Below are 15,849 nucleotides of genomic sequence, written 5' to 3'. Positions count from 1 at the left end.
TGTTTGTCTTACTCGCTAAAGTTATCTCGATCGCTAATGCTTAGTTCGCCGAGAAGCACTAATTCTTGGCCCTCATTTACGGACATGCCTACGGTTACGAGAATGTCTTTTATAATCGCGTCGTCCGTGCACAAAATAGAATGCTCAATTTTCATCGATTCTATTATTGCTATTACCGTGCCCTTCTTAACCACCTCTTTGGGTTTAACTAGCAAGTCGATTACCGTTCCTGGCAGTGGCGCTACCACTTGGGTTTCTCCAAAGGATGCTGCACCTGCATGTGAGCCCGATCGTTCGCTCTGATAAATCGAAAATGATTTCTCTTCGACGTAAATGTTAGCAGCAGACATTTCTGTAGCACTATCGATGAGCGACTTATACGCAACTCCATCGAATTCAATTTGCAGGCTACGTAGTTCTAGGCTAGGTTCATGCTCGACGCAAACCTCATGAACGCCATCGTTTATGCCAAGTGTAAATATATGCTTATTGCTCTTTAGTTTAGCGTAGCTGATTAACCTGGCGCGTAGTTTTTGAGTTAAATCTACGCCATGTTCTCGCATGTCGTAATCCAAGAAGGTGCTTGCAATTTCTGTTTTGGCTCGCGTTAAGGACGTATCTGGTCTCCAATAAATAAGTGTGCAGAAAGGATCGTTTGGGTTTTGCCGCAAATGTAATTGAATTGAGCTAAATATTTCATGAATCAAGAAAACCGACATTGCTACTTTGGCGAGTGATAGGGAAATAACGCTACTTTCGATTAGTTCGTCAATTTTCCTATCGACCCATTTAGTATCTGTGTTATTTGAGGCGACATCCTGGTGCGATAGTATGCTAAGCAAAAAGGAAATATTATTTTGAACGCCGCAAATTCTTGTTTGCTGTAATGCCAATCTTAGGCGCTCAATGGCGGCTAAGCGAGTTTCGCCACTCGCAATGAGCTTCATTAGCAGCGAATCGTAATTTGTCGATATAGTTAATCCCTTCTCCAGGGCGTGATCTATGCGTAGCTGGGATTGTGCGATCTCGGGGAAAGTGAGGTCAGCTACTCTTCCAGATTTGGGCAGAAACTTTTGTTGTGGCGCTTCCGCATATACGCGCGCTTCTATTGCTACTCCTGTAGGTTTAATATCGCTCTGTGATAAGGAAAGCTTTTCGCCACGAGCAATGCGTATTTGCCATTCAATTAGATCTATGCCGAAAATCATCTCTGTGATTGGGTGTTCAACTTGAATGCGGCAATTGGCTTCGAGGAAAAAGAAAGCCTTGCTCATATTGTTTTTATCGAGCGGAATCAAGAATTCCACAGTTGCGGCATTTGTGTAGTTACAGGCTTTAATTAGCTTTAAGGCACTTTCGCATAACTTGGCGCGCAATTCGTCTTCAATGTAAGCACTAGGCGATTCCTCGACTATTTTTTGCGCACGGCGCTGCAAGGTGCAGTCCCTCTCCCAAAAATGGAGCGCATTCCCAAAATGGTCTGCAAGAATTTGTATCTCGATGTGACGAGCTCGCTGTATTAGTTTTTCTAGGATTAGGTGCTCGTCCCCAAAATAAGCTTTTGACTCTCGTTTAGCGGCTTCTATGGCATTTTGTAAATCCTTAACCTCGTTTACCTCTCGCATCCCCCGACCACCGCCTCCAGCTCTAGCTTTTATTAATAGCGGAAACCCGATGTCTTGTGCGCGTGTGACTAAAGTTGCTAAATCAGTTTTCTCGCCATCATAGCCTGGGATAACGGGTATCCCAATTTTCGAGGCGAGTTTGCGCGCGCTGTCTTTGTGCCCGAGCGAGCGCATGGCGCTGGCGTCCGGGCCAATAAAGATAAGACCCGCGTCGATGGTCTGTCTCGCGAAATCCGGATTCTCCGATAGGAAGCCGTATCCAGGATGTATGGCATCAGCTTTCGCAGCTATTGCTACAGAAAGAATCTTAGCTGCGTTTAAATAGGACTCGCTCGCTACTGCGCCTCCCACATTGAATGCCTGATCTGCCGCTTGTGCGTGGGGATTTGAGTAGTCTGCGTCCGAGTAAATGGCAATTGTGCGAAGCCCAAGTTTTCGGGCAGTGCTTATTATGCGAAGGGCGATTTCGCCTCTATTGGCAATAAGAATGGATTTCATTTCTTCTGAGCAAGTGATTTCTTTAGAGTTACATTCTAAATATTCCAAATCGAGAACTAGAGTCCTGCGCAATTAAACTACTAGCAAAGGCCAAAGCTAATGTCTCGCGAGTCTTTAAAGGATCTATAATGCCGTCATCCCAGAGGCGTGCCGAGGCATACCAGGCGCCATTTTCGTTCCTATATTTTTCTTTAATTTTAGACTTAAACTCATTTCTCTCCGAGTGACAAGTCGGGTTGTCAGAGTTGTCAAATTTAACTTGTGCCATTACTTCGGCGGCTTGGTCCTCTCCCATGACTGAGATTTGCGAATTTGGCCATGTGAAGAGGAAGCGCGGATCGTAAGCTCTTCCGCACATGCCGTAGTTACCAGCGCCAAATGATCCCCCAATGATTAGAGTAAACTTTGGAACCGAGGACGTTGCCACGGCAGTAACCATTTTAGCACCATGCTTAGCTATTCCATCGTGTTCGTATGATTTGCCAACCATAAAACCAACTACGTTTTGCAAAAAAAGCAGTGGAATGCCACGTTGGTTGCAGAGCTGTATAAAGTGAGTTGCCTTTAGCGCAGACTCGCTAAACAAGATGCCGTCGTTAGCGATTACGCCAACTAAGAAGCCATAAATGTGCGAAAAGCCACATTTAATAGTCTTGCCGTATTGGGCCTTGAATTCCTCAAACCTCGAGCCATCTACGAGGCGGGCTATTACTTCCATAACGGAGAAACTCTTTCGCAGATCCGCACCTACTATGCCATATATTTCTTGTGGATCGTATAGTGGAGGCTCTGTCGAATGTTTAGCAACTAAGCGCTCAATGCTCGAGGATTCGGGGCCAAGTGATGCAATAATCTCCCTGGCACGCTTAAGTGCATCTACTTCGTTGTCCGCGCTGTGGTCGCTGACCCCGCTAATCCCGCAGTGGACATCCGTGCCGCCTAGCTCCTCGGCGGATACGATTTCGCCAGTTGCAGCCTTTACTAGAGGTGGGCCTCCTAGGAATATTGAGGCATTTCCCCTAACCATTATAGTTTCATCGCTCATGGCCGGAACATATGCTCCACCAGCGGTGCAGGAGCCGAGGACAACAGAAATTTGAGGTATCCCCATGCTGCTCATGAGCGCCTGGTTGTAAAAAATTCTTCCAAAATGAAAGCGGTCAGGGAAAATTTCGTCTTGCAACGGAAGAAAGGCACCGCCACTATCGACAAGATATATACACGGCAGCTTGTTCTCTACTGCAATTTCCTGGGCGCGAAGGTGTTTTTTTACTGTGAGCGGAAAATACGTTCCTCCTTTAATGGTGGAGTTATTGGCGATGACCATGCACTTTCTGCCAGAGATTCTAGCGATTAAAGTATGAATTCCAGCTCCAGGTGGCAGACCTTCGTAGACTTCAGCGCCGGCGAGAGGTGCGACTGCTAAATATGGTGAGCCAGGATCGAGTAAATGAGTTATGCGTTCTTCGACTAATAGCTTGTTTCGTCGTCGCGCAAGCTCCTCAGTCTTTTTGCTGTGTGGAGTCAGGCTGTTTTGCAAATACGAGTTTAACTTGGCTAGTAGAGACTGATAGTCTAAATAATTTTTCTTATACTGCTCGCTGTTAATATTGAGATTCGACTTAAGGATGGACATTTTGCCAGTCTTCCATCAAAATCAAACCTTCGTCAACAATGACTTATATATCTATATCTTCCTTCCCAGATTTCTTAATGTCTAAGCTCAGTATAGCTCTGCTTACTTCCCGCGAGTCTACATGATACGTGCCCTCGGCCAGCTGTTTTTTTATTAGTTCGATTTTTCGGACGCGCTCTGCCAACCATTGCAGCTTTAGCAAAGTACCCTTTCGTGCTCGAACATTCGTTCTAGATAGTCTAGTTATATTCTCTATTTTTTCTGAGTCGAAGTTATCCATGTCTATTAATACGTTTTTCATATACGCCCCTTAAATTACCGAAAACTACATCGTTTTTGTTCAAAATTGGTGTCCAAAAATGAACAACAATCATCGCCATGAATGGGCTAACGACTACTTTTTTGAAAAACTTGAGGTTTTTTTAAAAAAAAGTGCACAATTTTGTGCCATACGGTTCGGGCATGAATTTATTTCATAGAATTGTTTATCTGAATTACCATTTCGGTCTTAATAGACGCCCGTGAAATCTTCTTGCACGACAATGCTTTGCTGGCTGCGCGTATTTAATTGCTGCATAATAAATGCTTAGTTTTCAATAGGATAACAACGTGAAGAGAGCGGTTTGGAGTATGTTTAACGAGCTATCTAACTCAAGGCCAAGTGAGTTGGCATATAGCATGCACTGATACCGCTTGTTTCCGTCAGATTATTACAGTTTGATGGGCGTGTCGGCAAATGCGCCCTTTACGATGTTGGTGTAGCAACAAAATGTAGCAATGGAGAAGCAAGATGAGCGATAGAGGTACGTTTTCGCCGGCCAATTTCTTTTTAAAAGATCTTCCTCAAATACTTAGGACACCGATTCACTTGCCACGGCTATCGCGTTCTAAAACGCCAGCTGGTGTTAGCGGCTTGACTAAGCATAGAGATGTTGGTGCGCAAGATGATGCAGACGAGCGATTTAATCTACAGGGCAGGCTCAAGTTAGGCAGCGAATCTAATTTTGTTGTAGATGATATGGAATTTGTGTTCGATCAAAATACTCTAATTGTAGGCGAACTGGAAATCGGCGCATTAGTGCGAGTGAAGGGTCATTATGTCGATGGAAAGCGATATGCAAGCAGTATATATCGCCTAGCAAGTTTAAACTGAAATTGGGTTTTCTTCCTGTGCGCCGAGAAGGTATTTACTAATTAAATTTTGCAATTGCCCCCGCTTGCTGCTATGAGCTTAATGGGCGCATGGCAGCAGCATAGCGATGGCAAAAATATTACTGTTGAACATCTCTGGCGAGGACAAGGCTGGACTTACCTCATCCCTTACGGCAATACTTTCAGAGTATGATGTAGAGATATTGGACATTGGTCAGGCGGTCATCCACAATTTTCTTTCCTTGGGCCTGTTGGTCAATATCCCAGAAAAAGAAGAGTCATCTCCGGTTTTAGAAAAGTTTTTGTTTAGGGCGCATGAACTTGGGCTTACTGTGAAGTTTACGCCAATCTCCGTTCAGCAGTACGATAATTGGGTAAGCGCCGAGAATAAGAGTCGTTTCGTGCTCACTATTCTTGGACGAGAGCTCAACGCTAGTGAAATTTCGTCAGTTACGGAGGTAATTGCGGCTTTTGGGCTAAATATCGACGTCATTACTCGAATGTCCTGCCGTAGACCGATAGCTAAGTATATTGACAGCGAATGCTATTGTGTTGAGTTTGCCATTAGTGGGGACATTGACGATACCGGCGAAATCCAATCTCGGTTGCTGGATATTTCCAATACATCTGGCATAGACATTGCTTTTCAAGCAGACGATTTATATCGGCGCAATCGGCGCCTTATTGCATTTGACATGGATTCAACTTTAATTCAGGCAGAGGTTATAGACGAATTAGCCCGTGCTCACGGTGTATTGGAAGAGGTAAGCGCTATAACCTCTGCTGCCATGCGAGGGGAAATTGATTTTACGGAAAGCCTAAAGAGGCGAGTAAAATTGCTAGAAGGCCTGGATGTCTCTGTGCTTCAACAAATCGCCGATGGACTTGTTTTGTCGGAAGGGGCAGAAAAACTTAGTAGAATCCTTAAAGCGCTAGGATACAAACTAGCTATTTTGTCGGGTGGATTTTCTTTTTTTGGTGAGAGATTAAAGGATAGGCTTGGCTTTGATTATGTATATACAAATGAGCTAGAAATTCAGGATGGAAGATTGAGCGGCCGCTGTTTGGGGCGCATTGTCGACGGCCAGCGCAAGGCAGAGTTGTTAAGCGAATTGGCCATAAAAGAGGGGATTAAACTGGAGCAAACGATTGCCGTGGGGGACGGCGCAAATGATCTCCCCATGCTTAGCGCTGCTGGGTTAGGAATAGCGTTTCACGCTAAACCAATAGTAAAAAGTCGCGTTAAACACTCGATTTCTACCTTAGGGCTTGATGCGTTGTTGTATTTTCTTGGCATTCGAGAGCGCGAAAGAGCTTAATTGGCGGACGCGCTAGAAAACATGCTCATAATAAGTCGTATATAATTTGCGAGTAATAAGCCAGTGTTTCCTAGAAGATACAGCAGCGAAATTGCTGTAGACAGAATGTTCAATTTGTTTTCTAATCCGGTCGATAGTTCCTGTCCAGAACTTCGGTCTTACTATAAATGTGCTGTGTGCTTTGAGTGGGGGATATCGATTTTTATTGACAGTTGTGTGATGAGTTGAGATCTAGTGACGGATTTCTTCGCAAGAACTATCAGTGGGAGTGTGTTATTAACAAAGGAGATGACATGATGAATAGAGCTTCGCGTAAAAGTGCTCGAGTAGTTAAAAGTCTGTGTGCTGTAGGCATGTTTAGTGTCTGTGCATACTCACAGGCTCTAGCTGCGGATGACGTCGCAAGTGCGAGTAACGTGGCAGAGTTTTTTAAGAACGGCAAGGCGTATATTAGCGGCCGATATAGATATGAGTTTGTAGACCAGGATGACTTTGACAATGATGCTAAAGCCTCTACCTTGCAAACTCGATTGGGGTATAAGACGGCAAACTTTATGGGGTTTAAGGGTTTGTTGGAAGTTGAGGATGTAACTGAGATTGGTAAAGATTTGTACAATAGCACTGTCAATGGTAGGACAGACAGGCCGGTAGTAGCTGATCCTCAGGGGACAGAAGTTAATCAGGCATATATAGGCTATCATGGCGTGCCCGATACGGCTGTAACTTTTGGTAGAAAGCAGATAGTGCTCGATAACGTCCGTTGGATAGGAGATGTTGCATGGAGGCAAAATAATCAGACATTTGATTCGGCAACTCTAAGCAATACGTCGGTTCCAGGACTTAACTTGCAGTACGGATACATATTTAACGCAAACCGCATATTTGGCGATGGCAGTCCAGTTGGAGATGTTGAGTCAAATTCTCATCTCGTAAATGCCAAGTACACTGGTTGCTCCTTAGGAGCTTTGGCAGCGTATGCGTATATGTTAGATCTAGAAGATTTGCCAGCAGTGTCTAGCAATACTTTTGGAGCTCGTTTTGATGGAAAGTACGGAGTAACTGATCTATTGAGCTTGCTCTATGACCTAGAGTACGCTTTCCAAATGGATCACGGCGATAATCCAACTGACTATGATGCGCATTATTATCGCGCAGAGGCTGGTGCTGGTGCTTATGGGTTCACCCTAAAGGGTGGGTTTGAGAGCTTGGGCAGCGACGAGGGTGATATTGCAGTATCGGCTCCTCTTTCAACGACACATGTGTGGAATGGTTGGGCCGATAAATTTGTATCGACTCCAGCAGATGGGTTGCAGGATGCCTATGGTTTGCTTGGGTATCAAGTGTCTGGAGTTCATGAGTTAGTTGATGGCTTAGCTCTCACTTTGGTATATCATTACTTCTCTTCGGATGAAGGAAGCACTGATTACGGAACAGAGTGGGATTTTAACATCCAGAAGGCACTTTTCGAGCATTATATGGTTGGTATAAAGTATGCTAACTACAATGCTGATGAGTTTGCCACAGACACTCAAAAGGTAATACTCACCTTGGGTGCAAGCTTTAATCAAGCTTAAACGCGCGCAAGGCGGTAATTGAGAAGTTGATGTTTAGAGCTTAAAAGAATGGGGCTGCTTTCGGGCAGCCCCATTTGTTTTTATAGCTACTTATTAATAATATAGTGGAAAATCTTAAGGCCACTCTCGATTGGTCGAAGCAAACAGTTACTTTTTCTGGCCCAGGGACTTTTCGTGCCAAGGATGCCATTAAAAAGCTTCCGGCAGCTCGCTGGGTGGGAGAGAAAAAAGTTTGGGTTGCGTCCCTAACCAGTGTCTCAATTGGCGATTTAGAAAAAATATTCCCCGATGTCATCATAGAGGAAGTCGGAGAGCCTTCTAAAGAGTGTGAGAATTCTGATGAGTGCGATGGCGAAGCTCCAGCTGCGGCAAGCTCTTCTCCCTTGCTTAGCCAGGCAATAACCGTCTCTGAGCTAATAGCTAAGATTCGAGATGTAATTCTACTGGCCTTCCCCAATCGCATTTTAGTTAAAGGCGTCATAGCTAAGGTCACTCAGCCCAAGCATTTGTATTTGGAGCTAGTGGATTTAGAGAACCCTTCGGATCACGTAAGTTGTTTCGTCTGGCAAGAAGATATAGAACGCGTTTGCAAGCCTCTTTTTGAGCGAGGGTTTAAGCTCGAACCTGAACTCGATGTTATGTTTGAGGCGATAGTTGGCTTAAACCCTAGGAAGGGTGCCATATCGTTATCCATCTGTAGCGTGGTAGTTGAGTATACGATTGGAAAAATTGCAGCGGAGCGCGATAAGACTAATGAGAGGCTAAAGAAGGAGGGTCTATTTGGGCTTAATAAGAAATGCAAGTTGAGCATTCTTCCAACAAAACTTGGCATTATTACAAGTTCTGGCGGGACTGTAATAAATGATTTTCTTGCCGCTTTAGAAACGGCACGTTTTGGTTTTGAGCTTTTTTGGTACAAGGCCAATGTTCAAGGTGCCGGAGCTAAGGAGCAAATCATCAATGGTTTGCGCGTTTTGGGCACGTTGCCTGGAATAGATGCGATTTTAATATTTCGCGGTGGTGGTAGTCCGGCTGAACTCGCAATTTTTAATGATTATGAGTTAGCAAAGCAGGTTTGTCTTTGCGAGGTACCAGTTGTGTCGGCCATCGGACACCAAGAGGATCAGTCCTCGGTTCAGGATGTAAGCTATAGAGGCGAGGGTGTGCCCAAAGATGTCGGTTCTTTTTTTGCTAGCATCGTGGAAGATCTTCGCTGTCGCTGTCGCGAAAGTATTTCGCAAATGGTTAAGACGGTTGTTCATGTCGCCGAACTTGCGGAGGCGAGTTTGGGAGGTGCAGTTTCGCAAATTATGCGTATGTGTAAACGGTTAATAATGTCGCGAACGGAAGTTTTAGAGTTATACAGAGCGAGTTTGCCGACTCTCGCGCGCGGTTTGCAAATTAATATATCGCGGCGCTTAATCGATATTACGCGACCTATGCCGGCACTGAGCTCTAGCATATTTGTGCGCGAGAGGCGTTCGCTTAAGAAAGTTTTGGGAGACATTCAACTATCGAGCAACATGCTGATGACTTATAGGTTTAAGCAGATGGCTATGACAAATAGAGGTTTGGTGCGTGGATACATGTTTATTTTTGAGACTGGCAAGTTGCGCCTTGTAAAAGCACTGGATTTACCTCGTCTAGCGTTGCAATGTTTGCGATTTGGAGAACTCTCGCTCGAGAAACATGAAAAATCTCTTAGGGACATGTCGCCCGATGTTCAGTTAAAAAGGGGTTTTGTACTGGTTAGAGAAAGGGGCAATGGCAAGTATGTTTTGTCGGGAAGCGAGCTTCTAAAAGAGCAGGAAATCGAATTGCAGTTTCATGATACCGATAGGTCAGCAATCATTAAGTAGTGGAGAAGACGATGGCTAGTGAAGTTAACAAAAATAAGTTTGAGGAAAATTTTAATAAACTCGAATCTCTATCCCAGGAACTACAGGATAATAAGGTTACTATAGATCAGTTAGTGCCTAGGATGAAGGATGCTTTAGCTGCTTTTAAAATATGTAAGGATGTTTTGCGTCACACTAAGGTGCAGCTAACTGAGATAACGTCGGAATTTTCCGCTTTTAGCGATGAGTCTACGGACGAAATCTCCAAAGAAGTGGCTAGTGACAGCTAGAATTTTTGCGCGACGAGTTGTTAGTACTTTCAATGGCGGCTAATAGTGTCTTGTGAATGCTTTCGAGCGAGCCACTTTGTTCGACAAAGAAAACATTTTCTCTTCGTGTATCGAAGAATTCTTCTTCTGCTTGCACGATTATGGGGGGATGTGTTTCTAGTAGATTTTTTAGAAAAGTGTCGAGTTCTGAATGATCTTCGTCGCCAAAGTTAAGGACAATGCAATCTGGTTTTATCTGGCCAATCATTAGCAATCCATGTGAAGCATTGCTTGCATGGATCAATTCAATTGGAGGCAGGTTCTGTATGGCTGCTGCAATACACTGCCATATTTGAAAAGATCTTTCGTCTTTATCGACGAATAATATCCGTGTAATGTTACTCGAATCGTCCATGCTAGGTTACTGACAGTCCTTAGTGATCCTTGACTTTAGGTCGGCATTTGTAAGAATTGTCTGAAGTAAATTGCTTAAGGGGCGTGTTTTTCTTAAATGCCCATCAAAACACAGAGGAATATTATACCATTTACAAAAAGGATTTTTGTAAATGGTATAAACAGCAAGTGCGCAAGCACTTGCCAATAAACAACAAATACCGTTTCCAAAAAGTAAAATATTTAACTTACTTTTTGGAAACGGTCTAGTGCGGAGAATTTTGTGACATCTATTAAACTTACGTTTTTAGGCGCAGCGGGAACCGTTACTGGGTCGAAGTTCTTGGTCGAGGCTGGCAGTAGGAAAATACTATTTGACTGCGGATTGTTTCAGGGAACCAAGGAGCTTCGCTTGCGCAACTGGGCGGAGCCGCCGTTTGACCCTTTGTCGCTATCGGCGATAGTTCTAACTCATGCACATATCGACCACAGTGGTTATCTCCCATTAGTTGTGAGGCGAGGTTATTCGGGGCCCATATATTGCACGGCGGCAACCTTTGAGCTACTAAAACTGCTCTTGCCCGACAGTGCGCATCTTCAGGAGGAAGAGGCATTTTATGCCAACAAGTCTGGGACTTCCAAGCATCATCCTGCAAAGCCACTATATACCGAAAAGGATGTCGAAGAGACGCTAAAACTTTTTAAGATTATTGAGCGCGATAAACAAACAGAGATTCTTCCCAACGTATCAGTGGAGCCTCGCTGCGCCGGTCATATTTTAGGTTCGGTGTCGTTGACTGTCGATATTTTTAAGAAGCGAATTACTTTTTCAGGCGATATTGGACGCTACGATACGCCATTGCTACCACCCCCTAGTCCGGTTGATTTTGGCGATTTATTGCTCTGCGAGTCAACGTATGGAAACCGCATACATGGCGAAGGGAACGTCGCAGACGAGTTAGCGCAAATAGTGAAAGCTGCTGTAGTCAGGAGGGGGCCACTAATTATTCCCGCATTTGCCGTAGGGCGTACACAAACTTTACTCTACTACCTAGCCGAACTTGAGCGCGACGGGAAAATACCCATTATCCCGGTCTACGTCGATTCGCCCATGGCAGTAGATGCTACTAAAATTTATTACAACTTTCGGAATGATTTTGATGAAGAGAGCGCAAAGCTAATGGAGTTGGGAAAGATTCCGCTATTAACTGCAAAGACTTCCTTTTGTAGAGCTGTGCAGGATTCCATGGCGCTAAATCATTTAAAGGGCCCAAGGATCATTATTTCTGCTAGCGGTATGGCTACTGGAGGCCGCATCTTGCATCATTTAAAGAACTGGATTCACTCAGAGGATACTACGGTGCTTTTTGTGGGATACCAAGCACGAGGTTCACGCGGAAGTATAATCCAGTCGGGAGCAAAGTATATTAGGATTTTTGGAGAAGATATTCCCATTAGGGCACAAGTAGACACTATATCCGGACTTTCTGCCCACGCCGATAGAGATGAGTTGTTAAAATGGCTAGCCGAATCCAAGGGAACGCCAAAGCAGGTTAGGATAATTCACGGTGAACCCGAAGCAAGTCGTGCTTTTGCTAATGCACTAAAAAAGAAATTTAACTGGGACGCGGCGCCTGCTACTCATATGCAGACAGTTGAGGTTTGATTTTTTTTACTACGCGGCCGACTGTTCGGCTGGCCGCGTAGTAAGTGCGAGCTCTCTATCTTGGTCTAACTTAGCAGGGCGTTTTCTTTATCTGCGCCTGAATCTGTGACTACACTAGCAAGAATATCTCGTGCGTCCTCGTGAATCATTGTCGAGTAACCGTTAATCAAGCGAACATGTCTAGTTACCTCGTCCCAATTTGCGCTGCTAACGTGTTCGCGTAGCGCAGACGCCAACTTTCTCTGCTTAGAAACTATTTCAGCGTAATAATCGATTCTCGCCATTACGTCTTTTGGGACATCCTGCTTTGCGCCTAGGACGTCTCTGGTTTCTGTTATGCAGTTATCCAATTTATCAAAGGATTCTAGTAATTTATCGACTAAGGTGCCTGGCATAGCAATTATCCTCATCTAAAAAAAACATAAACAATGGCAAAACAATCTTCTTAGTTTTACGCCCGTATATATTAGTATCAGCCAAGGAGCAGCTTTTGCTTCAATAAGCTACATAACTACATAAAAACCCTCATGTTTTACTTGCCTTGAGTGAGCCGGTTCCTAGGGTTAGTCTAACCGCAGAGATTGTTTGTGTCGCTATTTTTCGCGCGCGCTTAGCGCCGTCTAGGAGAATATCTTCAAGCTCGTCTTTTTGTGATACCCAGTGATTGTACTTTTCTCGAAACGGCGAAAGGGCAAGCTGCATAATGTCAAAGAGCTCCTTTTTTGCCACTCCGTATCCCATGCCACCTTCTCGATATTGTCTAGCGAGGTTTTCGCAAGCTTCCTTGCTAGCGAAAAGTTTGAACATTTGAAATACGTTGCATTGCTCGGGATCCTTAACGTCCTCTACGCTCTTTGAGTCCGTAACTATTCGCATTACCTTTTTTCGCATAGCAGAAGGTTCTTCAAATAAGCCTATGAAGTTGTCATAGCTCTTTGACATTTTTCGACCATCTATTCCCCTAATTACACCGGTCTCCTCGGTTATGAGTGCCTCCGGGACAGGGAATATGGAACCAAACTGCAAATTAAATCTCTCGGCCACATCTCGCGTCATCTCCACGTGTTGCTTTTGATCGGCACCCACAGGGACGAGACTTGCTTTGTACAATAGTATATCTGCCGCCATTAATATCGGGTAAAACATTACACCCGAATTAATGTTAATGTTTTTTGCCTTGGCATCTTTTACTGCATGTGCTCTCTCGAGTAATCCCAGTGGAAAATGACAGGCTAAATACCACGCGAGTTCGCAAACTTCCGGCACATCCGATTGGCGAAAGATAATGGCCTGCCTTGGATCAATGCCGATTGCTAAATAAGCGGCCGCAAGAGAGGCGGAGTGAGATCTAAGATCGGAAGCGCTCTTTACCGAAGTAAGCGCATGTAGGTCAACTATGCAAATAATTGTCTCGTGTTCCTTTGCAAGTTCGACAAAATGCTTCATCGCTCCGAAATAATTTCCAATGTGAACCTGTGTTCCAGACGGCTGCACCCCCGAAAATACTCTCTTAGCTATCGTTTTGCTCATTTCATTTTTGCCTTAACACTTGAGAATGCTCTTTGTCTAAGCGCTTCAAACAGTAATATTGAAGCGGCTTGGCTCACGTTTAGCGATTCAATTTTACCCATGAGGGGTATCTTTAGCATAATATCGCAATGTTCCTTTACTAATCGCCTTAATCCCTTTCCTTCGGAACCAAACACAAGGACTATTGGTTCCGAGGGAAGCTTTGTTTCAAAGAGATTATTGGCTTGCTTGCCCGCATCCGTTCCTATGATCCAGAAACCATTATTTTTTAGTTCCTTTAACGCTTCGTTTAGATTTGTAACGAGCGAGATTGGCATAGTTTCACTTGCACCAGCACTAGCCTTTGCCACAGCTGGGGTTATGCCAACACTGCGGCGCTTCGTTCCTATTACTCCATCTACACCGCCACATTCTGCAACGCGAAGTACCGCACCCATATTTTGTGGGTCTTGCAGTTCGTCCAGCGCTACGATTATCCCGCTTGCATTTGAGCGAGCGCTAATCTGTATTAGCTCCTTAAGGCTAAAAAGTCTTCGCTGATTGAGTGTTGTAACTACGCCCTGATGAACTAACCCTGGGACTGCTTGCTCAAACGCGTCTTTGCTAGCCTCAAGGATGGGCTTTTTTAACTTAGCAAGTTTATCGCTAAGAGAAGTCTTTCGCAACCAATCCAAAGAACTCTTTGTCGCAAAAACCTCGCAAATATTTTGAGGGCTCGATTTAATCGTCTCCATAAGTGGATTTCTTCCACAAATGAAGTTAGTGTTTCTCAGTCTGTTCTTAAGATCTTTTTCCACTGTGTTTTAGCTTGGACCATTCTTAAGAAAATACTCCTGAGTCCCCTTTTCTTCAATAGCCGAGGCAACGCGCCTAAGTGCTAGCACATAGGCAGCCGTTCGCATAGAGCAGTGCTTCTCCTTGCGGATGTTATCCACTAATTTTGCGCTTTGATTCATCGCTACTTCCAATTTAGAGTACACCTCGTTTGCCGTCCAGTAATAGCCAGCCCTGTTTTGTACCCACTCGTAGTAGCTGACAGTTACCCCTCCCGCGTTAGCCAAGATGTCTGGAATTACCACTACGCCCTTATCAAAAAGAATCTTATCGGCCTCCGGCGTCGTGGGGCCATTGGCGAGTTCAAGCACAATACTTGCCTTTATATTGTTTGCATTCTTGGCAGTAACCTGACCCTCTAAGGCTGCGGGGACTAAGACATCGACCTCTAGCTCTAGAAGTTGCTCATTCGTAATGTGTTCGTATTCGAGCACTTCGCATACCGAGCCCTTGCAATATACTGCTTGTAGTTGGTTAGTCTCGTGTTTAATTTTATAAACGCTTGGAGCATCTAAGCCGTCCTTCTTGTAAATGCCGCCCTTGGAGTCGCTAAGTGCGACCACTCTATAACCTGCGTCACTAGCAAGTTTAGCAAAATTATACCCAGCATTGCCAAAACCCTGAATAGCCATTGTAGGATGGGGTTTGTCTAAGCCGAGCCCCTTTTTTAGCGATTCGAGCACATAAAATCCGCCCCGCGCAGTGGCGTCTGCTCTCCCCAAAGAGCCTCCTAGTGATAGGGGTTTGCCGGTTATGACGGCTGGTATGTGTTCTCTCTTGATAATTTTATATTGGTCCGACATCCAACCCATAATTGTTTCATTTGTGTAGACATCTGGCGCCGGGATATCTCTGTCGGGTCCGATTACATCCGCTACGGCATTGATATAACCGCGACTTAACCTTTCGAGTTCCAGCTTTGATAAGTTTTTTGGGTGTACGCGAACTCCGCCCTTAGCTCCGCCAAATGGCAAGTTAACTGCAGCGCATTTAAATGTCATCCAAAACGCGAGTGACTGCACTTCATCTAAATTTACATCCGGGTGAAATCGAATCCCGCCCTTGCCTGGGCCCCGAGAATCGTCATAGAGAACTCGATAGCCCGTGAAAAATTTTAAAGCACCATTGTCCATGCGCACTGGAATGGCAAAGATGTGAACAGCTTTCGGGTGCTTTAGCAAAGCTATGGTATCGGGCGATAACTGTACATGTGCTAGTGCTAGATCGAGTTGCGAAAGAGCATTGGCGAACAATGGCATTGTTGTCATAGTTAGTATCTCTGAATTAAGGGCGATAATCTGCTTGTTGCGAAGGGATAGCATCGCAATCAATAACTTGTGAAGAATGAAATTAACACAATGATCTTATGACGAAAAGAAATTAATAGAGGGCGTTTTTTTTATTGCGCCAAATATCTATGGAGTATGTTGGCGCTCTCTGATAGGCCTAGCTTCAGGCGTTCAGAATAGAGTTTAAGTAAGAAAAAGTTCATTTTCGACATGGCTTAAACACTTT

14 protein-coding genes are annotated in these 15,849 nt (G+C 44.5%); 6 read left to right on the top strand and 8 right to left on the bottom strand.

The window, feature by feature from the left end; translation table 11 throughout:
* Nucleotides 1-8: 8 nt before the first annotated feature.
* Genes IT291_08080 through IT291_08070 form a run of 3 tightly spaced genes read right to left on the bottom strand, consistent with a single transcriptional unit; the run spans nt 9 to nt 4,060 of the window.
* A complete protein-coding gene (locus IT291_08080) occupies nt 9-2,123 on the bottom strand; it encodes an ATP-grasp domain-containing protein (GenBank protein ID MCC6221180.1) in 2,115 nt (704 codons plus the stop codon).
* Nucleotides 2,124-2,151: 28 nt separating this feature from the next.
* The gene (locus IT291_08075; protein MCC6221179.1) at nt 2,152-3,759 is read right to left on the bottom strand and encodes a methylcrotonoyl-CoA carboxylase; all 1,608 of its coding nucleotides are present in this window, start codon (nt 3,757-3,759) and stop codon (nt 2,152-2,154) included.
* Nucleotides 3,760-3,802: 43 nt separating this feature from the next.
* Nucleotides 3,803-4,060, bottom strand: a complete 258-nt coding sequence (locus tag IT291_08070; protein ID MCC6221178.1) for a flagellar biosynthesis anti-sigma factor FlgM — start codon at nt 4,058-4,060, stop codon at nt 3,803-3,805.
* 489 nt (nt 4,061-4,549) lie between these two features.
* Here IT291_08070 and IT291_08065 point away from each other — a divergent pair, with 489 nt between their 5' ends.
* From IT291_08065 to IT291_08045, 5 genes are all read left to right on the top strand, one after another.
* Nucleotides 4,550-4,912 (top strand): hypothetical protein, encoded by a 363-nt coding sequence (locus IT291_08065; protein ID MCC6221177.1) that lies wholly within the window; start codon nt 4,550-4,552, stop codon nt 4,910-4,912.
* Nucleotides 4,913-5,018: 106 nt separating this feature from the next.
* Nucleotides 5,019-6,230, top strand: coding sequence for a phosphoserine phosphatase SerB (serB, locus tag IT291_08060; protein ID MCC6221176.1), 1,212 nt, complete (start codon nt 5,019-5,021; stop codon nt 6,228-6,230).
* A gap of 293 nt (nt 6,231-6,523) precedes the next feature.
* The gene (locus IT291_08055; protein ID MCC6221175.1) at nt 6,524-7,804 is read left to right on the top strand and encodes an alginate export family protein; all 1,281 of its coding nucleotides are present in this window, start codon (nt 6,524-6,526) and stop codon (nt 7,802-7,804) included.
* Nucleotides 7,805-7,908: 104 nt separating this feature from the next.
* On the top strand, nt 7,909-9,663 hold the full coding sequence (gene xseA / locus IT291_08050) for an exodeoxyribonuclease VII large subunit (protein MCC6221174.1): 1,755 nt from the start codon (nt 7,909-7,911) through the stop codon (nt 9,661-9,663).
* An 11-nt stretch (nt 9,664-9,674) separates the two neighbouring features.
* Nucleotides 9,675-9,932 carry an exodeoxyribonuclease VII small subunit gene (locus IT291_08045; protein MCC6221173.1) on the top strand — a complete coding sequence of 86 codons (258 nt, stop codon included), beginning with the start codon at nt 9,675-9,677 and terminating at the stop codon, nt 9,930-9,932.
* Here IT291_08045 and IT291_08040 read toward each other — a convergent pair.
* Nucleotides 9,919-10,326: a hypothetical protein gene (locus IT291_08040; protein ID MCC6221172.1), complete on the bottom strand. Its 408-nt coding sequence runs from the start codon at nt 10,324-10,326 to the stop codon at nt 9,919-9,921. The two genes, IT291_08045 and IT291_08040, sit on opposite strands and share 14 nt — an antisense overlap.
* A 270-nt stretch (nt 10,327-10,596) precedes the next feature.
* On the opposite strand from IT291_08040, the gene IT291_08035 reads away from it, so the two are divergent.
* The gene (locus IT291_08035) at nt 10,597-11,970 is read left to right on the top strand and encodes an MBL fold metallo-hydrolase (GenBank protein ID MCC6221171.1); all 1,374 of its coding nucleotides are present in this window, start codon (nt 10,597-10,599) and stop codon (nt 11,968-11,970) included.
* 65 nt (nt 11,971-12,035) lie between these two features.
* On the opposite strand, the gene IT291_08030 is transcribed toward IT291_08035, so the two are convergent.
* The 4 genes from IT291_08030 to IT291_08015 all read right to left on the bottom strand — a co-directional run bounded on the left by IT291_08030 (nt 12,036) and on the right by IT291_08015 (nt 15,593).
* Nucleotides 12,036-12,365, bottom strand: a complete 330-nt coding sequence (locus IT291_08030) for a hypothetical protein (protein ID MCC6221170.1) — start codon at nt 12,363-12,365, stop codon at nt 12,036-12,038.
* Nucleotides 12,366-12,495: 130 nt separating this feature from the next.
* Nucleotides 12,496-13,500 carry a tryptophan--tRNA ligase gene (gene trpS, locus IT291_08025; GenBank protein ID MCC6221169.1) on the bottom strand — a complete coding sequence of 335 codons (1,005 nt, stop codon included), beginning with the start codon at nt 13,498-13,500 and terminating at the stop codon, nt 12,496-12,498.
* Nucleotides 13,497-14,234 (bottom strand): 23S rRNA (guanosine(2251)-2'-O)-methyltransferase RlmB, encoded by a 738-nt coding sequence (rlmB, locus tag IT291_08020; GenBank protein ID MCC6221168.1) that lies wholly within the window; start codon nt 14,232-14,234, stop codon nt 13,497-13,499. The genes trpS and rlmB overlap by 4 nt, the downstream gene beginning before the upstream one ends.
* Nucleotides 14,235-14,303: 69 nt before the next feature.
* Complete coding sequence (locus IT291_08015; GenBank protein MCC6221167.1) at nt 14,304-15,593, bottom strand: Glu/Leu/Phe/Val dehydrogenase; 1,290 nt, start codon at nt 15,591-15,593, stop codon at nt 14,304-14,306.
* Nucleotides 15,594-15,849 lie beyond the last annotated feature (256 nt).

The sequence above is a fragment of the Deltaproteobacteria bacterium genome (assembly GCA_020845775.1).
Classification (GTDB): Bacteria; Bdellovibrionota_C; UBA2361; order SZUA-149; family JADLFC01; genus JADLFC01.
Note: the sequence above shows the minus strand (reverse complement) of the source record. Positions and strands in the feature narration are given on the sequence as shown.